The 19,682-nt window shown below is 62.4% G+C and carries 16 protein-coding genes and 2 tRNA genes; 6 read left to right on the top strand and 12 right to left on the bottom strand.

All coding sequences use genetic code 11. The features are described from left to right. Window positions 1-429 (top strand): HD domain-containing phosphohydrolase (locus FFS27_RS01810; RefSeq protein ID WP_335926862.1); only part of this gene is annotated, 429 nt, incomplete at its 5' end. A 10-nt stretch (window positions 430-439) separates the two neighbouring features. Here the strand turns inward: FFS27_RS01810 and FFS27_RS01805 are convergent. Together FFS27_RS01805 and alkB1 are read right to left on the bottom strand one after the other, a co-directional pair. Further along, window positions 440-2,047, bottom strand: a complete 1,608-nt coding sequence (locus tag FFS27_RS01805) for a methyl-accepting chemotaxis protein (protein ID WP_003090055.1) — start codon at window positions 2,045-2,047, stop codon at window positions 440-442. A 111-nt stretch (window positions 2,048-2,158) separates the two neighbouring features. Then, complete coding sequence (gene alkB1 / locus FFS27_RS01800) at window positions 2,159-3,307, bottom strand: alkane 1-monooxygenase AlkB1 (protein ID WP_003090058.1); 1,149 nt, start codon at window positions 3,305-3,307, stop codon at window positions 2,159-2,161. A 346-nt stretch (window positions 3,308-3,653) separates the two neighbouring features. Between alkB1 and FFS27_RS01795 the strand changes: the two genes are divergently transcribed. Beyond that, on the top strand, window positions 3,654-4,256 hold the full coding sequence (locus FFS27_RS01795) for a nitroreductase family protein (RefSeq protein ID WP_003090061.1): 603 nt from the start codon (window positions 3,654-3,656) through the stop codon (window positions 4,254-4,256). Window positions 4,257-4,320: 64 nt separating this feature from the next. Here the strand turns inward: FFS27_RS01795 and FFS27_RS01790 are convergent, their stop codons facing one another. Continuing rightward, window positions 4,321-5,220 (bottom strand): DMT family transporter, encoded by a 900-nt coding sequence (locus FFS27_RS01790; RefSeq protein WP_019371712.1) that lies wholly within the window; start codon window positions 5,218-5,220, stop codon window positions 4,321-4,323. Between the two features lie 132 nt (window positions 5,221-5,352). On the opposite strand from FFS27_RS01790, the gene FFS27_RS01785 reads away from it, so the two are divergent. Together FFS27_RS01785 and FFS27_RS01780 are read left to right on the top strand one after the other, a co-directional pair. After that, window positions 5,353-5,790 carry an Lrp/AsnC family transcriptional regulator gene (locus FFS27_RS01785; RefSeq protein WP_003090065.1) on the top strand — a complete coding sequence of 146 codons (438 nt, stop codon included), beginning with the start codon at window positions 5,353-5,355 and terminating at the stop codon, window positions 5,788-5,790. 14 nt (window positions 5,791-5,804) lie between these two features. After that, window positions 5,805-6,365 (top strand): GNAT family N-acetyltransferase, encoded by a 561-nt coding sequence (locus tag FFS27_RS01780; protein WP_003090067.1) that lies wholly within the window; start codon window positions 5,805-5,807, stop codon window positions 6,363-6,365. Between the two features lie 31 nt (window positions 6,366-6,396). Here FFS27_RS01780 and kynA read toward each other — a convergent pair whose 3' ends face one another. After that, complete coding sequence (gene kynA, locus FFS27_RS01775) at window positions 6,397-7,263, bottom strand: tryptophan 2,3-dioxygenase (RefSeq protein WP_003138969.1); 867 nt, start codon at window positions 7,261-7,263, stop codon at window positions 6,397-6,399. Window positions 7,264-7,587: 324 nt separating this feature from the next. Continuing rightward, window positions 7,588-8,178, bottom strand: a complete 591-nt coding sequence (locus tag FFS27_RS01770) for an NAD(P)H-dependent oxidoreductase (RefSeq protein ID WP_021264886.1) — start codon at window positions 8,176-8,178, stop codon at window positions 7,588-7,590. 423 nt (window positions 8,179-8,601) lie between these two features. Between FFS27_RS01770 and FFS27_RS01765 the strand changes: the two genes are divergently transcribed. Continuing rightward, window positions 8,602-9,642, top strand: coding sequence for a hypothetical protein (locus FFS27_RS01765; RefSeq protein WP_021264887.1), 1,041 nt, complete (start codon window positions 8,602-8,604; stop codon window positions 9,640-9,642). 392 nt (window positions 9,643-10,034) lie between these two features. Here FFS27_RS01765 and FFS27_RS01760 read toward each other — a convergent pair. The 3 genes from FFS27_RS01760 to FFS27_RS01750 all read right to left on the bottom strand — a co-directional run bounded on the left by FFS27_RS01760 (window position 10,035) and on the right by FFS27_RS01750 (window position 14,001). Continuing rightward, a tRNA-Cys gene (locus tag FFS27_RS01760) sits at window positions 10,035-10,108 on the bottom strand. A gap of 290 nt (window positions 10,109-10,398) precedes the next feature. Beyond that, window positions 10,399-10,932, bottom strand: coding sequence for a ProQ/FINO family protein (locus tag FFS27_RS01755; RefSeq protein WP_021264888.1), 534 nt, complete (start codon window positions 10,930-10,932; stop codon window positions 10,399-10,401). 90 nt (window positions 10,933-11,022) lie between these two features. Next, window positions 11,023-14,001, bottom strand: coding sequence for a response regulator (locus tag FFS27_RS01750; RefSeq protein ID WP_021264889.1), 2,979 nt, complete (start codon window positions 13,999-14,001; stop codon window positions 11,023-11,025). 831 nt (window positions 14,002-14,832) lie between these two features. On the opposite strand from FFS27_RS01750, the gene FFS27_RS01745 reads away from it, so the two are divergent. Further along, window positions 14,833-15,693, top strand: a complete 861-nt coding sequence (locus FFS27_RS01745; RefSeq protein ID WP_223677416.1) for a fimbrial protein — start codon at window positions 14,833-14,835, stop codon at window positions 15,691-15,693. 733 nt (window positions 15,694-16,426) lie between these two features. Here the strand turns inward: FFS27_RS01745 and FFS27_RS01740 are convergent. From FFS27_RS01740 to gacA, 4 genes are all read right to left on the bottom strand, one after another. Continuing rightward, window positions 16,427-16,502: transfer RNA gene (locus FFS27_RS01740), tRNA-Gly, on the bottom strand. A 68-nt stretch (window positions 16,503-16,570) separates the two neighbouring features. Further along, window positions 16,571-17,131, bottom strand: a complete 561-nt coding sequence (gene pgsA / locus FFS27_RS01735) for a CDP-diacylglycerol--glycerol-3-phosphate 3-phosphatidyltransferase (protein WP_003090349.1) — start codon at window positions 17,129-17,131, stop codon at window positions 16,571-16,573. A 33-nt stretch (window positions 17,132-17,164) separates the two neighbouring features. Next, complete coding sequence (uvrC, locus tag FFS27_RS01730; RefSeq protein WP_003097551.1) at window positions 17,165-18,991, bottom strand: excinuclease ABC subunit UvrC; 1,827 nt, start codon at window positions 18,989-18,991, stop codon at window positions 17,165-17,167. Further along, the gene (gacA, locus tag FFS27_RS01725; protein WP_003090351.1) at window positions 18,992-19,636 is read right to left on the bottom strand and encodes a response regulator transcription factor GacA; all 645 of its coding nucleotides are present in this window, start codon (window positions 19,634-19,636) and stop codon (window positions 18,992-18,994) included. It abuts the gene before it with no gap. Between the last annotated feature and the right edge of the window lie 46 nt (window positions 19,637-19,682).

Genomic DNA, 19,682 nt, shown 5'->3' with positions numbered 1-19,682 from the left:
TATCCGGACCACCTCAAAGGCGAGTCCATCCCCCTGGGCTCGCGCCTCTTGAAGCTGGCGGTGGATTTCGTCGAGTTGCAGCGTGGGCTGATCCTCGAACGGCGCATGAATCGCGACGAAGCGCTGATCTACATCCGCAAGTACGCCGGCCGGCTGTACGACCCCGAGCTGATCGAACCGTTCATCCAGGTCTGCGCGACGACCCTTGCCGACGTCACCCTGGCCGATCCGCAAGTCCGTGCCCATGGCACCCGCGACCTGGTTCCGGGCATGGTGCTGGCGCGCAACCTCACCGCCAACAACGGCATGCTGCTGCTCAACGCGGGCAAGGTCCTGAACCTGGCGCTGATCGAGAAGCTGATCGCCTTCGAAGCGATCGAAGGCGCACGCTACACGCTGTTCGTGCGCCTCCCGGAGTCGACGACCTAGGCGGCCCCCGTCAGATCTTGAAGCGCTCCACCGACGAGCGCATGGTCGCCGCAACCTCGTTCAGGCGCCTGGCGGTGGCGGCCATCTCGTGCATCGCCTGGGTGTTCTGCTGCGAACGCTGGGCGATGAGCTCCACGCGCTGGGCGATTTCATCGCTGGCGCGCGACTGTTCGCGGATGGTCTGGGAAATTTCGTCGACCACCGACGCGGCATGACGGGTTCCATCGAGGATCTCGTTGATCGACACCCCTGCCTGGCGGGCGAACGACACCCCCTCGTTGACCCGGCTCACGCCGGCCTCCATGCTGTTGATCGCTTGCCCCGTGCTGGCGCGGATGCGCTCGATCATCGCGGTGATCTCCTGGGTCGACTGGGTGGTCCGCGCCGCCAGCCCGCGCACCTCGTCGGCGACCACGGCGAAACCGCGCCCGGCCTCTCCGGCCCGCGCCGCCTCGATGGCGGCGTTCAATGCCAGCAGGTTGGTCTGCTCGGCGATCCCCTTGATCACCTGGATGATCGAATGGATCTCGTCCGACGACTGGCCGAGAGCGGTGATGCTGGTGGAGGACTGGTTGACCACGTCGGCGATGCGGCTCATCCCTTCCACCACGTTGAGGATCACCTGTCCGCCACTGCTGGCCAGCTCCTCGGACTTGGCCGAGATCACCCTGGCGTTGTCGGCGTGGTCGGAAATCTGCGAGATATTGGTGATCATCTCTTCCATGCTCGCAGCCATGCTGGTGGCGCTGTCGGCCTGTTGGCTGGCGCCGTGGACGATCGACTGCGAGGTCTGGCCGATGGACTGGGAGGTGTCGTGGAGCTCTTCGCTTTCCTGGCGGATGATGGTGATCATCTGCCGCAGGTTCTCCTGCATCTCGCCCAACGCCCGCTGCAACTGGCCGGCCTCGTCATTGCTGTCGACGCCGATCGGCTCCTGCAGGTTGCCCTGGGCGATCACCCGGGCCGATGAGACCAGTTTGCGCAGCGGCTGCAGGACGGCGCGCAGCAACTGGCGACAGAGCTGTCCGAGGACCAGGCAGGCGACCAGGATGCCGCCCGCGAGCATCCAGGCGGAATAGCGCATACTGTCTTCGCGCGCCCGGTTGGTCTGCTCGACGTGTTTCTCGATCAGGCTGCTGAGCGCTTCGTTGCGCCCTTCCAGATCCTTGAAGGCCTGGACGAACTGCGGCAGCTCGGCCCGCGCCGCCACGGGATCGAGCAACGCCTTGCCGACGATGCTCTCGGCGGCGCCGATGTAGGCTTCCAGGTCGGGCCGCAACTCGACCAGCGCCTGATGGATGGCGTCGTTGAGAGGCAGCCCCTGGTTCTGCTCGACCACCTTGCGAAACCACTGACTGTGCTCCTGCAGGTCCTCGCGGACCTGCTCGGCCGCCGCGCCGTCGCCGGGCTGGACCACGAACGCCGCCAGGACGTCGGCGCGCAAGGCGTCGTGCATCATGTCGCCTTCCATGTGGTTGCGCAGCGCATTGACGCTCAGCTCGTTCTCCGTCAGCGCCTTGCCCAACCGCAATTGCCCCCAGAAGCCGACCCCGCCGAGCAGCACCACAGCCACGATGCCGATGGCGCCCGAAGCGAGGATCCTCTGCCGAATGTTCATCCCTGGGCTCCTTTCCATGCGAGATATCGCTAAGGATAGCCAACCCCCGGCAAGGCGGAATTACCCGAACGAAGAGCTATCCGGGCACGGAGCGGGAGGCATCGGCGATGCTCAGGAGGCCGCCGGCCGCTCGCTCTGTTCGGCCGTCAACTGGAACTCTTCGCCCGCATAGTAGGCCCGCACCTTGGGGTCCATGACCGCCCGCCACAGCGGCGGGATCAGCGCCAGCACCACCATCCCGGCGTAACCGCTGGGCATCTGCGGGCTATCGTCATAATGGCGGAGGGCCTGGTAGGGGCGTTTGGCGAAGGCATGATGGTCGGAATGCCGTTGCAGATGGAACAGGACCAGGTTGGTGAAGACGAAGTTGCTGTTCCAGGAGTGGGTATGGTTGGTCCGCTCGTAGCGCCCGTCCTCGCCCTTCCGCCGATGCAGGCCGTAGTGCTCGACGTAGTTGATGATTTCCAGCAGGGTCACCGCGACGAACGCCTGGCCAAGGAAGAAAACCATCCCCAGCCAGCCGAACGCCCAACCGAAACCGACCAGCAACGCCAGGCTCAGCAGGTACCACCAGATCAGTTCGTTCTGCCAGCCGAACACCGGCAGGCCCTTCTTGCGCAGCCGCACCGCTTCGAGGCGCCAGGCGTTGAGGAAGTTGTACTTGTAGGCATGCGGCAGGAACTGGTAGACCGACTGGCCGAAACGCGCCGACGAAGCGTCCTCCGGGGTGGACACATGCACATGGTGGCCGCGCACATGCTCGACCTTGAACCCCGCGTAGCACACGGCGGCCAGCAGGATGCCACCGGCAGCCTGCTCCAACGCCGAGTCCTTGTGGATCAGCTCATGGGCGACGACGATCCCCACCGCTCCCATCACCGTGCCCATCGAGAGGATCCAGCCCAACCGGCCGAGCCAGCCCCATTCCTGGAAAGCGACGAACACGCCAGCGGCCCAGACCAGCGTGCCGATGAGCACCGGCACCGTGGCCAGGGTCAGCAATACGTAATAGCCCTGGCCGAGCAACTGCGGCGTCTGGGTTTCCTCGTCTGGGTTGGCCGGGTCACGACCGAACAGCATGTCCAGCAGCGGCCCGATGCCGAATACCGCAATCACCAGGGAAAATGCCCAGAAGGCCGGATGTGCGCTGTCCTGGGCCATCCAGTAGTTGAACGGCATGGACAACGCCAGCAGCAGCCAGAGCCAATAGGCGTACTTCTTGATGGCCAGCATGGTGGTGGGAGAGAAATTTTCAAACATCGTGCGCTCCAGTTTTTGTCCGACAATCCTACAATCGAACCATCACCGAGCCGGGCCGCCGGGTCACCATCACTAAAGGTTGGCCGCCTCCCTGGCCTCCACCCTGCTTGACCTGAATCAACGGTCAGGTCCTCGCGGGTTTATGCCCATCGACTTTCTCGATATTCCGATTTCATCCGTACGCGCCATCCCTCGCTGTCGGCCTCGCTGGACTGCTGATACCCGGCTTTCCTGGGGAAACAGGACATCCATCACATCAGTCGATAGGAATCACCGGTTATTTCCCATTGATCTCATCGAGGCCGTCGCTAATATCGAATCCAACTTCCAAACAAGGAGCCTCACGATGTCTGACGCATTCCTCTCCTCCATCAAGAACCGCCGCACCATCTACGCCCTGGACAAGCAACTGCCTATCTCCCAGGAGAAAGTCGTCGAACTGGTCAAGGAGGCCGTCTCGCACAGCCCTTCCGCATTCAACTCGCAGACCTCGCGGGTGGTCGTGCTGTTCGGCGCCGAGCACGAGCAGTTCTGGAACATCGCCAAGGACGAGTTGAAGAAGATCGTTCCCGCCGACGCCTTCGCCGCCACCGAAACCAAGCTCAACTCCTTCGCTGCCGGTGCCGGCACCGTACTGTTCTTCGAAGACCAGACGGTAGTGCGCCAGCTTCAGGAGCAGTTCGCCCTCTACGCCGATAACTTCCCGGTGTGGTCGGAGCAGGCCAGCGGCATGGCCCAGTTCGCGGTCTGGACCGTCCTCGCCGAGCACAAGGTCGGCGCCAGCCTGCAGCACTACAACCCGCTGGTAGATGCCCAGACCCACAAGACCTGGAACCTGCCGGAAAGCTGGAAGCTGCGCGCACAGATGCCTTTCGGCGCCATCGCCGCCCCGGCGGGCGAGAAAGCCTTCATCGCCGAAAGCGAACGCTTCAAGGTCTTCGGCAACTGATCAGCCGAGATCGCTGTAGAAAAGCCTCGCCCCCGTCGCGGGGCTTTTTCTTTTCCTCGCCGCCTCAGCCGCGCCGCACTGCCGGCCCCGGCAGGCGCACGCTCCAACCCTGCTGCATGCCCGCCGCGGCAAGCAGGATGGCGGCCACGCCAAGCCACTGCGCCAGGCTCAGGCGATGTTCGAAGACCAGCCAGTCCACCAGGATCGCCGCGACCGGATAGATGAAGGACAACGCACCGGTCAGCGCCGTCGGCAATTTCTGAATGGCGCCGTAGAGCAGCACGTACATCAGCCCGGTATGGACGATTCCCAGGGTCGCCAGGCTGGCCCAGGGAGCAACGCCCCGGGGCAGTTCGGCAAGGTTCGCCAGCGGTGCGAGCATCAGCACGCCGGTGCCCACCTGGATCAACGCGATAAGATGCGGCGGCGTGCCTTGCAGGCGCTTCACGATCAGCGCGGCAAAGGCATACAGCAGCGCGGCAGCGAGCGCCAGGAGGATACCGAACAGGTAGTCCCCGCGCGGGGCGTCGCTGTCGCCGTGGGCGCTGACGATCGCCAGCATGCCGGCGAACGAAAGCCCCAGCCAGCCCAGCTTGCGCGCCGTGACCTTCTCGCCGAGAAACGCCGCGCCTAGCCCCACCAGCATGAACGGCTGGACGTTGTAGACCGCGGTACCGATGGCGATCGAAGCCCGTGAGTAGGATGCGAACAGCAACACCCAGTTGCCGACGATGAACACCCCGCTGAGGAGCGCCAGCAGGAACGCCTCGCGCCCCAGGCTGCCGCGGCGCAGGAAGCCCAGCGCGGCACAGGCGACCAGCAGGGCGGCGAAACCGAATACGCAGCGCCAGAACACCACGTCCAGCACGGGCTGCCCGGAGAGCAGCACCAGCCAGCCAATGGTGCCGCAGATCAGCATGGCCGAAGTCATTTCCAGCGTACCGCGACGGATCGGATCGTTCATGAGCGCTCTCCCGCAAGACAGGCCTATGATTATCCAAAGCCGTCTTCCAGCCCTCCATCGCATTACTCAGGCAAAAACCCGTGACGACCTTTTTTATCAGGGCTATTTTGAAAAAAAACTTTCGAGGCCGACATGACCGACGACATCGACCAACGCCTGATCAACGCCCTCATGGCTGACTCGCGACTGTCCCTCAAGGCCCTCGCCCAGGTCAGCGGACTATCGGCCCCGAGCGTCGCCGAACGCCTGCGCAAACTGGAAGAACGCGGCGTGATCCGCGGCTACACCCTGGATGTCGACCCCCGCTGTTTCGGCTACCAGTTCCAGGCGATCGTGCGCATCCGCCCCCTGCCCGGCAAGCTGCACGAGGTCGAGCGACAGATCCAGGACATCGCCGAGTTCACCGAGTGCGACAAGGTCACCGGTGACGACTGCTTCATCGCCCGCCTCCAGGTCCGTTCGATGGAACAGCTCGACACGCTGCTGGACAGGATCAACGGCTACGCGGAAACCAACACCGCCATCGTCAAGAAGTCCCCGGTTAAACGCCGGCTCCCCCCGATGACCTGAGCGAGGCACTCCGCATGCCCACACCCGGCACGGGTTCCGTCCCGGACCTGCAACTCGTCCCGTTCCAGCTGGAACACTTCCCCACCCTGCAACGCTGGTTCGCCACGGAAAAGGAGCTGGTGCAATGGGCCGGCCCCGCCCTGCGGCATCCGCTGAGCCTCGAGCAGATGCATGAAGACCTCGCGGAAAGCCGCCGACAACCGCCGCTGCGCCTGCTCTGGAGCGCTTGCCTGGATGGCCAGGTCATCGGCCATTGCCAGTTGCTGTTCGACCGCCGCAACGGCGTCGTCCGCCTGGCTCGCATAGCCCTGGCGCCAAACGCGCGCGGCCAGGGCCTGGGGCTACCGATGCTGGAGGCGCTGCTCGCCGAGGCTTTCGCCGACGCCGACATCGAGCGCGTTGAATTGAACGTGTACGACTGGAACGCTGCCGCCCGTCATCTCTATCGACGCGCGGGGTTCCGCGAAGAAGGCTTGCGCCGCTCCGCCACCCGGGTCGGCCGGGAACGCTGGAATGTCGTTCTCATGGGGCTTTTGCGGCAAGAGTGGGCGGCGGGAGGCGCCGGCAACGACTGAGGCGCAGGCGGATGCTGCGCCTCATCCGGTACTACAGGTTGGAACGGAGCCGCCACAGTTCGGGGAAGAGGATGGTATCGAGCATGCTGCGCAGATACCCCACGCCCTCGGTTCCGCCCGTGCCGGGTTTGAAACCGATGATGCGCTCCACCGTGGTCACGTGACGGAAGCGCCACTGGCGGAACGAATCCTCCAGGTCGATCAGTTTTTCCGCCAACTGATACAGGTCCCAGTAGCGCTCCGGCGTCTGGTAGACCTGTCGCCACGCCGCCTCCACCGAGGCCTCGTAACAGGTGCCGGCCGCCGCGTCCCGGACGAGCCGCTCCTGGCTTACCGGCAACCCCTGGGCGGCCATCAGGCGGATCGCTTCGTCGTATAGCGACGGCGTATGCAGGGCCTGCTCCAGGGCCGCCAGCAGCTCGGCGCGGTGAGCATGGGGCTTGAGCAGGGTGGCGTTCTTGTTGCCGAGGATGAATTCGATCTCGCGGTACTGGTAGGACTGGAAACCGGAAGACTGGCCCAGGTACGGGCGGATGGTGTTGTACTCGGTCGGCGTCATGGTGGCCAGCACCGCCCAGGCGTGTACCAGCTGGTCGAAGATCCGCGAGACCCTGGCGAGCATTTTCAGCGCCGGACCGAGCTTGCCTGACTTGACGTGCTCCCGGGCGGCCCGCAGTTCGTGGAGCATCAGCTTCATCCATAGCTCCGAGGTCTGGTGCTGGATGATGAACAGCATTTCGTTGTGGTCGGGCGAAAGCGGGAACTGGGCGTCCAGGACCTTGTCCAGCTTCAGGTAATCGCCGTAGCTCATCGCATGGGTGAAGTCCAGGGCGGCGTTATGCCACTCAGCCTCTCCGTCCGTTTCTCCCTGGGCCTGGGAGTGAGGGCAAGGACACATGTGAATCTCCTGAATTCGGCGGCAGGCGTCGGAAGTCGATGAGCGACCTGCCAGCAACGTTGTCGGGGGTGGCTTCGACACGGTCGAAGCGCGCTCATTTTACGATGCGCCCATTCGAATATTCGTGCAAAGCATCCTTTCCTCCCCGTCCCCGATGAAATCTAATTCGACGGATCGATGGAAAAATCGAATTTCGGATCACTCGCGGGTCGTGGCGGAGAAAAGCCCGGATAGCGGATCCGTGACCGTTAGGCCTCGTCCCGAGAGCCTGGATTTCGATCCGCCACTCCATCCAGCGAAGCGACACGAGGCCCGCCGTCGAACTCAGCCGGCGCGCCCGAACACCCTGTCCAGGTGCACCTGGTAGGCAGCGACGGCAGCCGGGACGTCCGGGCGCTTCATCACATCCACCGCGAGGAACGTCGGCAGGCCGGACATGCCGAGGAACTGGTTGGCCTTGTGGAAGGGGAAATACACCGCATCCACGCCTTTCCCTTCGAAGAAGTCGCTCGGATCGTCGAACGCCTGCCGTGGTGCATTCCAGGTCGCCGAGATCATGTAGCGCTTGCCCTGCACCAGACCGCCGCTGCCATATTTCTGCGTGCTGTCGGAGCGGGTACGGCCGTCGTTGGCATAGAGGCTGCCATGACCGGCCGTGAAGACTTCGTCGATGTAGCGCTTCACCGTCCACGGGGCGCCCATCCACCAGCCGGGCATCTGGTAGATCACCACGTCGGCCCAGAGGAACTTGTCCACCTCCGCCGGGATGTCATAACCGCCGTCGATGAAGGTCTGGCGCAGGTCGAAGCCACGGCGGTCCAGATGGGCCAGGGCGGTTTCGTGCAGGGTCTGGTTGAGGCGACCGTCGGAATGGGCGAAACGCTTTCCGCCGTTGAGCAGGAGAATGTTTTTCATGGTGTTCCGTACATGCTGGAACCGCAGCGGAGATGCCTGCCGATCCCGGGTTGAAGAGAGCGGCAGGTTAGATAGGCGCAGGGAACGGAAAAAGTCGTACGGCGGTAAAACAGATTTGATCCGCACTCACGAATCGCCAGAAGAGCTGGGATGCGCGTCTTCATTGCGCTCCCACGCAGCCAGCCCTCGATGACCGGCACGAACTCTACCCGCAGCGAGCCATCACCAACGCAGTACGCACTGGCTCGCCAGCATTCGAACGCATGTGAGTACCCAGGATTGCAGCAACAGGCTGTGACGCGCTCGACTCAAACGCTCCTTCCTACGCGCGGGACGAACGCTCCTTGGGAATCCGCAAGGAGTAGATTAGGATTCTTCCCGCACTCGCCTTAAGTCATTGGCCCGTATAGATAAGGATATCTCATGAAAACCATCGCTCGGCGTCTGAGCCCCTTCGCGATCCTGCTCCCGGCAAGCCTGTTGTCAGCCTGCGCCTCCCTAGGCAACGCCGGACTCGGCGGCTCCCAGCAGAACCCCACCAACCAGCTCCTGAACATGATCGATGAGGCTACCCGCGAAGGCATGTCCGTGGTACTGGTACCGGCGCTCATGCCCAACAAGAGCGTGACGGACCTCTCCAGCTACTCGCATCGGGTCATATTCAAGAACAAGGACGTGCCCGGGATCGCCTACATGCAGGCCTTTGCCAACAACGACCTGGAGAAGATCAAGGAAGCCGTCTATCTGTGGGACTTCCTCGAGGTCAACATCGTCCCGCCGGGAACCTACCTGCTGTCCGGAGGGATCGACTACAAGATCGACAGCACCCTTGCCCAGATCAAGGCGCCAAAGGGGCAGCCGGCTGCCAGCCCACTTGGTTCGGTGAACCTGTCCGCCGTGCTGTATCGCCGGTTCGTGAAGGAGAACTACTGGCGCGACGCCTCCTATGCAGACAAAACCTACACACAGAATGTCTGCAGCGCCGTGCACATGGCCTCCGGCCAATGCGTGGGCTGGACCGAGCAGCAATACAGCCAGCGGGAAATGGTCTCGGATGCCGGTTGGGCCGAAGGCACGAAGATCGAGGATGTCCCCTCCATCAAGCTGCAAGCGCAGATACCCGACGCCTATGCCCCGCTGTCCTTCACCATTCAGCCTGGGCAGATCCTGCTCAGCGATCGGTTCCACTTGAAGACCCCGGCCGTGAGCTATGACAGGAAGACCTGCAAGGCCGTGGACACGCAAAACATCAAGTGCGCCTTGCAGGATCTCCAGGTCTTCATGAGGCCAGCGCCCATGGAGCTGACGAAAAGGTTCATCGATCGCGAGCAGCCAAGGCTTGATGAAACGGGCCGCCAGGTGCTCGCGCGGATCCAGCCGATGAAAACCGAGATACTCGGCGAAGCAGGCATGGAAGACCTGACCTGGGGCCTGCCGGTTTCCTTGAAACGCAAGGCAAGATGAAACGGGCCCTCCGCCAAGCGCCTTCCGCTCGCGGTCGCCACAACGGTTGATCGATAAAGGCCCGGAAGGCAGGCGGCGGGACAGACCGGCTCGGCTGGTCATGTTCGATGACGACCAGCCGATGGCCGACCCAGACCGGATCTTGCGTCCAGATAAAAGCCGCGCACGGGGCCGAATTGCAGGCAACGGCCGAAAACGTGACAGGTGCTGGGGTACTCCTCGGACACTCCGGGAAAGTAGTAATTACGGAGCGGCTTATCGGGAGAGGGAGGCGGTTGCGAGGCCGTAAAAGTATGAAAGCGTTATGGGGACACCCCAAGGAACTTGCTTCAGCAATACCGGACAGGAAAGAAAAAAGCCCCGTAACTCACTGAGCTACGGGGCTTTCCTGTTGGAGGCTGAGGTCGGAATCGAACCGGCGTTCACGGATTTGCAATCCGGTGCATAACCACTCTGCTACTCAGCCTTTGAGCGAAGCGACATGCGTTTGGCATATCGCTGAAATCTCTTTCCTGGTGCGATTTTGAACTTATAACCCTTTGATTTCAAAAGATTTTTAGCTCACCCATCGCTGGAATGGACGCAATTATGGACGGATTCGCCGGGCTTGGCAAGCGCTCTACGAAAAAAACTTTGCAGATCAGGCTATTGCGTAGCACAAGCCGGGAGAAACGGGCCCAGACGTCCGCGAAATGGGCCCCGCGGCGACCGGCAACCGAGGAGCGCGCCAGGATCCGACGCGCCCTGCCCCGGCGATCAGTTCGCCTCGGGACTCGCTTCGGTTGCGGGCGCTTCAGGCGTCGGCGCCTCCGTGGCGGCCGGCGCTTCGCTACCTGCCTGGGCACGCTTCTCGCGCTTCTCGCGCATCTGCTCGCGCTGCCGGCGAGACGCCTGCCGCCGCGCATACACCGCCTGCTCGGCGGTTACCTTGCCGGCAACCTGGCCTTGCAGATCCAGCCGCGGCGCATCTTCCACCATGCAACTCCAGTAGCGGCTGCCCTGGCACCAGGTGGCGATGGCCTGTTTCAGTTGTTCGGCGGTGATTCCCAGTAGCTCGAGGTGCTGCTGCGCATCCTGGAGGATGCCCTGCTTGAGCGGAACCTTGGCCGCGGGGCTTTTCGGAAACGCCAGCGGGAAATGCCGTTGCAGCCTCCAGATAGCCTCGACTCCCGGCTCGACGGCTTCACGTTTCTTCGCGCGTCCCGCGGAGCTTTTGGTTTGAGCCGGTTTCGCCTGCGCCGCCTGCGCGCGCAGACGGTCTCTCAGCTCGGCAAGTTGTTCAAAACCCATCGTTCGCTTCACTAGTGCTGGTTCATTTCTGCGAGAGATTACCCGATACATCCGCTCGCGGCACGCAAAACGGCAACCAGTCGGGCACTTTCATTGCGAATCGACGCTCGTAGGCATGAGCGGCTCTCCCCCGTTCAGCGCCCGAGCGAGCTCATCGAGCGTAGTCGGCTTGAACAGGACCCGGTCCATGCCGGCAGCCAGGCAACGCTCCAGCGCATCCTTCTCGGCGCTGGCGGTAAGCGCTATCACCAAGCAGCGACGCCGACCGCCAAGGGCTTCTTGCGAGCGGATCCGTCGCGCCAGCTCGTAGCCATCCATCCGCGGCATCATGCCGTCGGTAATCACGACGTCGAAGTCTTCGCCCTGCCAACGTTCGAATGCTTCCTCGCCATCTTCCGTGGAGGTCACCCGGTGCCCAAGGCTTTCCAACTGCATGGTCAGGGTCAGCCGATTGAACGGATGGTCTTCCGCAAGCAATATCGAGAGCGCCCTTGCCTCTTTCCGCTCCTCGACCTCGGCAACTCCGGAACGCGCTTCGCTGGACTCGCTGGGCGGAGGTTCGGTCAGCGGAAGATCGAACTCGACCGAGAAGCAGGAGCCGTTGCCCAGCTCGCTGCGCAGGCTGATCTGGCCGCCCATCAGGTGTACCAGGCGTCGGCTGATGTACAACCCCAGGCCGCTGCCGGACGCCTGGCCAAGCGCAGGCGAGCCGACCTGCGAGAATGGCCGGAACAGCCTGGCCTGGTCCTCCTCCGAAATACCGAGGCCGGTGTCGCTTACCTCGAGCAGCAAATGAAGCCTCTCCGCCTCGCGCCGCCCCACCGCCCGCACCGTTACCCCACCGCGCTCGGTGAACTTGATGGCGTTGCCCAGCAAGTTGAACAACACCTGCTTGAAATGCAGGGGATCCACCAGCACCCACTGCTCGAGATCCCCGTCGAGTTCCAGTGCCAGGGAAAGATTCTTCTGCCGCGTCAGCCCGCCAACCAGCGGCAGGATCCCTCTGATCAACTCGCCAGGAAGCACTGGTTCGGGAGCGGAATCGAACCGACCGGATTCGATCCGCGACAAATCGAGAATATTGCCCAGCAGAAGCAGCAACCCCTGGGCAGCTTCCTGGGCGATGCTCAGCGAATCGAGATCCAACACGCCCTTCTCGCCCTTTTTCAGCACCAGCTCCTGCAAGCCGATGACCGCGTTCAATGGCGTGCGGATCTCGTGACTCATCGTCGAAAGAAACACGCTCTTGGCACGGTTGGCAGCGTCGGCTTGCTCTTCTGCCTGGCGGGTCTTGCGCACCTGGCGCATCAGGTAGAAACCCCAGATGAGAGAGATGGAAATCAGTACGCCGAACAATCCGCCGATCTGCAGAATCTTGCTCCGGTGATCGCGCCAGAAGTCCGTCCCTCCCTTGGCGAAGCGAGGCTCCCAGCGGTGGAGGATTTCCGCCACTTCTTCCGGAGCGATCGCCAGCTGCGCCTTCTCCAGGATGCCCTGCAGCTCGGGCTGGTTCCTCGCCACACCGATGCTGATCGGAATGGAGAGATCATCGAGGATACCGACGACCTGGATCCGGTTGTCGAAATGCTGGGCGGACAGATAGCGACCGGTATAATCGCTGCTGATGGAAGCCTCGCTCTGTCCGGCATCGACGCTTTGCATCGCGGCGAGAAAGGTCGGATAGACCTGGAGCTTGATCTCAGGGTGATCGCGCCGAATGGTGTCGTTGAGGAAATAGCCAACCGTCGTGGCCAATCGCTTGCCGTCGAGATCCGCGAGGCCATGGACACGCTCCAGCCGTTCGCCCCGGCCGCCCCGGCTGGCGCTCATCAGCACCGTGGTGCTACGCAGGTAGGGAGTCAGGACCTCGAGGCCGGAATCGAGACGCTCCGTCGAGGGCATGGTCGGCGTAACCAACGCCTCGCCCGCATCCAGTCGACGTTTCGCCTCGACGAAGTTTCGGGCTCCGCTGAAGGAAAACTGCAGGCCGCTGCGCTTGCCGATCAGGTCCAGATAGTCACGCCCGATACCGCTCAGCCGCCCCTCGCTATCCAGTTGCCCGAGCGCGCCAAGGGAATGGTTGATTACCACCGGCACGACCGGATGCGTGGAGAGCCAACGCTGTTCCGCCGGCGCAAGCGTCACCCTGGGATCGTCGAAACGCAGGCGCCGCCCGGCGCTCCAACTGCGCAACAGTTCGTCGCCGTAGCGCCCATTGATACGCGGCAGGGCTCGATCGAGGACCGCGAGCAGAGGCTCATCCCCCGGCCGGAGCAGGAAACGGAAACCCTGGCTGTCGATGGGCGCGAAGTTCTCGATACGCAAGTTCAGCAGGTAATGGGTCTGGATGAGATAGTGCGCAGAGACGGCGTCACCCAGCACGCCATCGACGTCCCCCATGCTCAGCGCTTCCAGGGCAAGCTGCGGCGAGTCGAACCAGATGACCTTGCTGTGCGGATAGGCGGCCTTGATACGTTCGGCGGGAAGATAACCCTTGACCGTGGCCAGCCAGGACTCCGCCTGCGAATCGAACGGGGCGCCGCTGGAAGACACCAGTACCGGCCGGTCGGAAAGATACGCAGCGGATGCCAGCAATCCGTGTTGCCGGGCCTCGACCTCGCTACCGACACCGAGCAGATCGATCTCTCCCCGCGACAACGCAGCGATTGCCGCCTGCCGCGACGGAAAGTCCCTGACGCGCAACGGCCGCTCGAACACCAGGGCCAGGTAATCGGCCGTGAAGCCCTTGTAGGAACCTGCATAGAAGATGGATAGCGGCGGATAGTCGGGAGAAACCACGCCTATCGTCAGCGGCTCCCGGGCATCCAGCCACTGCCTGGCTCGTTTGTCGAGCCAGGGGCGCGTCGTTGTCGTCATACGACCATCGAGCAGGATGGATTCGGCCGCGACGGGCAGCGGCTGCAGGATGATCGGCAACAGGCAAAAGACCGCGGACAGCAACGACCTTGTCAGCATGTCGAGTCTTCGATGGCAAAGTTCTCCGGCCGGATAGAGGGCATGGCATCCGCGCCCCAGAGCCTGCGGACACATCGGCACCGATGTCGCCATGTTAGCAGGTGAACGGGTATTTTTCCCAGACAGCCGTGGCGGAAAGGAGCGGCTGCCGGTGTTTTTACGCTGATACGAAAAAAGGGCCTCTCGATCCTTTTCGAGGTTCTGCAGAACTTGGTGAAATCTGCATATCGATATCCTGGAGCGGGAAACGAGCCTCCATGATACTGACTCCAAAGGAGAGCCTTGCACTCACCTCGGATCGATGGACTGAATTAAGGACTAGTCTTCGAGACAGGACAGGCAGGCACAGTCGAGGAACGCCAGGCAGCCATTGCGTGGCCCTTCCCATGAGTTCCTTTCCCAGCCTTCCGCGCCACGGCTTTTCCCGAAGCCGCTCCACGAACGCTTCATCCTGCGGCCGCAGCTCCTGCCCCATAGCATCGCAGGAAGACCGCCTTGCGATGAATCCGCCGACAGGATGCGAGGCACTACGCCTGGCAAGCATTCCCGCCAGAGACCTGCGCAACCTCAAGTGTTATGGCTGGTTGAGAGGATCAGATTCCAGCGTTACTTCCAATCAGAAAGTTAAGAAATTTCATACAAGCCCCCCGGACCGGTCCTGTCTCAGTTGAAAGACCAGGGATGGAATAATCAGCGTGAGCAAATCATCCTACGAGTTCAAGGGTTCCCGTGAAAAAGCCAGCCCCCGCACACGTCAAGCTACTCTTCTGCATTGGTATATCGACCGCTGGATGCCTTTGGTCGCTCTCCTCGGTGGCCTATTGCGGCAAGCCTGAACTACCTACCAAGACCCCCCTGCCGATACAGAGCCTCCAATCCGTTTTCACCTTGAAGCACGCACCGATCGGTAAATCGATGGGAACAATGACCGTGCAAGTCGGCTCAGGAGAAACTCTAGGTGGCTGGGCGTGGTGCGGAAGTGACGGAAAGCCCGGACAATTCGGTTTTACAGCTCCCAAAACGACCCTCATTCCAATAGATGGAAATGGCCTCTATGAGTCTGGAGTGCCAGGGGTCGGTATCAGAATTGGACACCGAGCACGCTATAACTGGACCGAACCGACAGCAGCTCCCGCCACCTACCCCACGGGCAACATCGGCACCATGCGCTATATGCCCACTGTTCTCGTAGTTGATTTCATCCGAACCGCAATGGGAGTAGGAAAGGGAGACATCACCCCTTTTAACTACTCAACCAATTTTTTCATCGATACCAACTACACAAATCCATCCAGGGCTGAATTCACCATAGAGGGATATAACCTTCGCGCAACGCTTGAACATAACGCTTTCTTCACCACGTGCAGCACACAAAAGTCGACCATTGATGTCAACATGGGGCGCCCAACGGCGTATGACATCAAAAGAGGGGCTGTGCCAGATCATGGCTTTTCACTGGATGTTGTGTGCGAAGGGCTCAATCCGAGTGTCAAACCTCCTGTGAAGGTCTACTTTGAAGGCAACTCGATCCAGGATGGCCTGTTGAACCTCACAGGCAGAGGAGAAGCCGGTGTAGCCCAAGGAGTCGGCATTTCGTTGACGTCCAGTAAGGGAGCGGCATTGCCATTCACCCAAGCCAGGGCCCTGCCCCTGGACTGGCTGGCCAGCGGTGCAGGGACGGAGATGTACCGCTTTGTGGGATCGGCTCGCTATGTCGCCACTGGCGGAAAAATCACCGCGGGTAAAGCTGACTCCATTTTGACCTACATCCTGGAGTACAACTAACCCAGCAGAACCGGTCGGTCGAACCGAACCCGGCCCACACTGCGGTACAACCAACGCATCGATGAGGCGACGCCGATGCCCACCAGCTTCCGGAATGAGCGCCTCCCCGTCGGCTCCGCCTAAGTTGAATACCTAGAGATAAGGGGGCTCGCTCTGCGCGTAACTCATCGACCGCATGAACGGGTCAAATCGCGGGAACCGACCCAATGCCGGGTCGTCGATGCGACAGGGCATTCCGATGACTCGGTAGATGTATCTTCGAGAAGGCGCCCCTTCCACACACCGGGCTTCCCGGCACTCCTGTGTCCGTTGCTCGCAAGAGCCGAGCGCATGCGATCAATTCGCGGACACGACGCATCGGCTGCGAGCCTCTTTGAGAGCGACTTCAGGATAGCTGCCCGACCAAGCACCTTTTGCTTGTCCTTCCAGCGATAGTGGGAAATGCCGGCTCTTGCCATCCTCGGGCGAAACAGCCTGGGAAAGGCCATCGATGACCAAGACTATATGGACCTTGCCGGTGCCCTTCGAATGCCGAATGGCAACGCACCATGCTCAATGCTCTATTGCGCGGATCAAGGGATAGACGATCTGTAGCCGCCGCCCAGCACTGATGCACTAAAGAATGGACTAGAAGATGCTGGCCGATGCCGGGCCGATAGAACCCGCCGAAACGAAAAAAGGGCCCTAAGGCCCTTTTTTCAATGATCTACAGGCAAGCCTGTGGATCTATATCTGGAGCGGGAAACGAGACTCGAACTCGCGACCCCGACCTTGGCAAGGTCGTGCTCTACCAACTGAGCTATTCCCGCATCGTCTTGGTGACGGGCGCCATTCTATAGCATCGCGGCGCCGTGTCAACTCCTTGATTCAAAAAAGTTTATTTCTCTTTCGGGGTGGTCGACAGATGCGGCCACGCGGCCAGCAGGTAGTGCACCATGGACCACAGGGTCAGCGCCGCAGAGATGATCAGCAGCACGTAGCCGAGAATCACCCAGAAGGTCATCAGCGGCGGATTCGCCAGGAGAATGACCAGCGCCAGCATCTGCGCCGCGGTCTTCCACTTGCCCAGGTTGGACACCGCGACCTGCGCCCTCGCCCCCAGTTCGGCCATCCACTCACGCAAGGCGGAAACCACGATCTCGCGGCCGATGATGATCACCGCCGGCAGGGTCAGCCACAGGTTGGCGTGCTCTTCCACCAGCAGGACCAGCGCAACCGCCACCATCAGCTTGTCCGCGACCGGGTCGAGGAAGGCGCCGAACGGCGTGCTCTGGCCGAGGCGCCGGGCGAGGTAGCCGTCCAGCCAGTCGGTGGCGGCGGCCAGGGCGAACACGGCACTGGCGGTCAGGTAGCTCCAGGACGTCGGCAGATAGAACAGCAGAATGAAGATCGGAATGAGCAGGACGCGCAGTAACGTGAGCAGATTGGGGATATTCATCGGACCATCTAGGCTGCGAGGTGAGCCGGCATTCTACTCGCTGTGCAGGACGGCATAAATCTGCTCGGCAAGCTTTTTACTGATACCGGGGGCTTTGGCCAGTTCATCGATACTCGCCCGCGACAATTCCTGCAACCCGCCGAAATGCTTGAGCAGATCGCGCCGACGTTTCGGGCCGACGCCAGGGACGTCCTCCAGCGTCGACGTCCGCCGTGCCTTGCCGCGCCGCGCACGGTGGCCGGTGATGGCGAAACGGTGCGCTTCGTCACGTATCTGCTGGATCAGGTGCAGCGCCGGCGAATCGGCCGGCAGGGTGAACTCGTGGGAGGCATCGTTCAGGTAGAGGGTTTCCAGCCCCGGCTTGCGGGTCACGCCCTTGGCCACGCCGAGCAGGATCAGACCGGCGACCGCCAGTTCCTGGAGCACCTCCTGGGCCATGGCCAATTGCCCCTTGCCGCCATCCACCAGGAGAATGTCGGGCATCTTCCCCTCGCCGTCCTTCAGGCGACTGAAGCGGCGGGTCAGCGCCTGGTGCATCGCCGCGTAGTCGTCGCCGGCCGTGACGCCTTCGATGTTGTAGCGGCGATAGTCCGACTTCAGCGGCCCTTCCGGGCCGAACACCACGCAGGAAGCCACGGTGGCCTCGCCGCTGGAGTGACTGATATCGAAGCACTCCAGGCGTTGCGGCGGCTCCGCCAGGTCGAGCGCCTCGGCAAGGGCTTCGAAGCGTGCCGCCACATGCTGGCGGTTGGCCAGGCGTGCGCCCAGGGCCTGTTCGGCGTTGGTCACCGCCAGTTGCTGCCAGCGGGCGCGGGTACCACGCACCCGGTAGCTGATCTCCAGTTCGCGGCCTCGCGCTTCGGCGATCGCCGAAACCAGCACCGGGAAATCCTCGTGCGTCACGTTGACGATCAACTCCGCCGGCAGGTCGCGCTCCTGGTGGCTGAGATAGTACTGGCCAAGGAACGCCAGCAGCACTTCGCCCACCTCCTCCTCGATCGCGACCTGCGGGAAGAAGTTCTTGCTGCCCAGCACCCGTCCGCCGCGTACGCTGATCAGGTGTACGCAAGCGCCGCCAGGGGTGACGATGGCGGCGACGATGTCGACGTCGCCGTTGCCACCTTCCATGCTCTGCTGGTCCTGGACCCGCCGCAGGATCGCCACCTGGTCGCGCAACTCCGCCGCCTTCTCGAAGTCCAGGCGCATCGCCGCCTGCTCCATGCCGACGTTCAGCTCGTCGGCCAGCGCGTTGCTCCTTCCTTCGAGGAACATCACCGAGTGGCGCACGTCCTCGGCGTACTCCTCAGGACTGACCAGCCCCACGCAGGGCCCCTTGCAGCGCTTGATCTGGTATTGCAGGCAGGGCCGCGTACGGTTGCGGAAATAGCTGTCCTCGCACTGGCGGACGAGAAACGCCTTCTGCAGCAGGTTGAGGCTCTCGCGGATCGCTCCCGCGCTCGGATAGGGACCGAAGTAACGCCCCTTGCGCTTCTTCGCGCCACGGTGCAGGGACAGCCGCGGATACTCGTCCTCGCTGGAGAGGAACACGAAGGGATAGGACTTGTCGTCCCGCAGCAGGATGTTGTAGGGCGGCCGCCACTCCTTGATCAGCGTCTGCTCCAGCAGCAACGCCTCGGTTTCATTGGCGGTGATGGTGGTTTCCACCTGGGCGATGCGCGCCACCAGCGCAGCGGTCTTCGGCGCCAGGCCGGACTTGCGGAAATAGCTGGCCAGGCGCTTCTTCAGGCTCTTCGCCTTGCCCACGTAGAGAAGCTTGGCGTCCGCATCGAACATGCGGTAGACGCCCGGACGATTGCTACAGGTAGCGAGGAAGGCGCTCGCGTCGAAAACGGCGCTCATCTAGCTGGCGGCATCGACCATGCCGTGGCGGACGGCGAGCAGCGCCAGTTCCACGTCGCTGGTGATCGAGAGCTTCTCGAAGATGCGGTAGCGATAGGTATTCACGGTCTTCGGCGACAGGCACAGCTTGTCGGAGATGCTCTGCACCTTGTGGCAGTTGGCGATCATCAGGGCGATCTGGATCTCGCGCTCGGACAGCGAATCGAAGGGGGAATCGTGCTGCTGCGGCTGGAAGGACTTCAGCGCCAGTTGCTGGGCGATCTGCGGGCTGATATAGCGCTGGCCGGCGAAGACCTGGCGAATCGCCTGGACCATTTCCTCCAGCCCCGCGCCCTTGGTCATGTAGCCGGCGGCGCCGGCCTGCATGAGGCGGGTGGGGAACGGATCCTCTTCGCAGACGGTGACTACCACGACCTTGATGTCGGGCTGGCTGCGCAGCAGCTTGCGGGTTGCCTCCAGGCCGCCGATACCGGGCATCTTCACGTCCATCAGGACGACATCCGGCTTCAGTTCGCGGGCCAGTTTCAGACAGTCTTCACCGCAGTCGGCCTGGCCGACCACTTGCAAGCCTTCGATGTCGGCCAGCATGCGGGTAATACCGGTGCGTACCAGATCGTGGTCGTCGACCACCAGCACCTTAATCACGCTGCACCTCGTCGCGCATTAGCAGACAACCGCCCACACGGGCCCC

It is taken from the genome of Pseudomonas sp. 2VD (assembly GCF_005503585.1).
In the GTDB taxonomy this organism is placed as follows: Bacteria; Pseudomonadota; Gammaproteobacteria; order Pseudomonadales; family Pseudomonadaceae; genus Pseudomonas; species Pseudomonas aeruginosa.
The sequence above is the reverse complement of the archived record's forward strand: the minus strand, read 5'-3'. Positions and strand labels throughout refer to the sequence as shown.

What these genes read in the sequence shown, in the direction of transcription:
- alkB1 (WP_003090058.1), bottom strand. Translation starts at nt 3,307, where the DNA reads ATGTTTGAAAATTTCTCTCCCACCACCATGCTGGCCATCAAGAAGTAC.
- pgsA (WP_003090349.1), bottom strand. Translation starts at nt 17,131, where the DNA reads ATGAATATCCCCAATCTGCTCACGTTACTGCGCGTCCTGCTCATTCCG.
- FFS27_RS01780 (WP_003090067.1), top strand. Translation starts at nt 5,805, where the DNA reads ATGCCCACACCCGGCACGGGTTCCGTCCCGGACCTGCAACTCGTCCCG.
- FFS27_RS01765 (WP_021264887.1), top strand. Translation starts at nt 8,602, where the DNA reads ATGAAAACCATCGCTCGGCGTCTGAGCCCCTTCGCGATCCTGCTCCCG.
- kynA (WP_003138969.1), bottom strand. Translation starts at nt 7,263, where the DNA reads ATGTGTCCTTGCCCTCACTCCCAGGCCCAGGGAGAAACGGACGGAGAG.
- FFS27_RS01755 (WP_021264888.1), bottom strand. Translation starts at nt 10,932, where the DNA reads ATGGGTTTTGAACAACTTGCCGAGCTGAGAGACCGTCTGCGCGCGCAG.
- FFS27_RS01805 (WP_003090055.1), bottom strand. Translation starts at nt 2,047, where the DNA reads ATGAACATTCGGCAGAGGATCCTCGCTTCGGGCGCCATCGGCATCGTG.
- uvrC (WP_003097551.1), bottom strand. Translation starts at nt 18,991, where the DNA reads ATGAGCGCCGTTTTCGACGCGAGCGCCTTCCTCGCTACCTGTAGCAAT.
- FFS27_RS01795 (WP_003090061.1), top strand. Translation starts at nt 3,654, where the DNA reads ATGTCTGACGCATTCCTCTCCTCCATCAAGAACCGCCGCACCATCTAC.
- FFS27_RS01745 (WP_223677416.1), top strand. Translation starts at nt 14,833, where the DNA reads ATGACCGTGCAAGTCGGCTCAGGAGAAACTCTAGGTGGCTGGGCGTGG.
- FFS27_RS01790 (WP_019371712.1), bottom strand. Translation starts at nt 5,220, where the DNA reads ATGAACGATCCGATCCGTCGCGGTACGCTGGAAATGACTTCGGCCATG.
- FFS27_RS01750 (WP_021264889.1), bottom strand. Translation starts at nt 14,001, where the DNA reads ATGGCGACATCGGTGCCGATGTGTCCGCAGGCTCTGGGGCGCGGATGC.
- FFS27_RS01770 (WP_021264886.1), bottom strand. Translation starts at nt 8,178, where the DNA reads ATGAAAAACATTCTCCTGCTCAACGGCGGAAAGCGTTTCGCCCATTCC.
- FFS27_RS01785 (WP_003090065.1), top strand. Translation starts at nt 5,353, where the DNA reads ATGACCGACGACATCGACCAACGCCTGATCAACGCCCTCATGGCTGAC.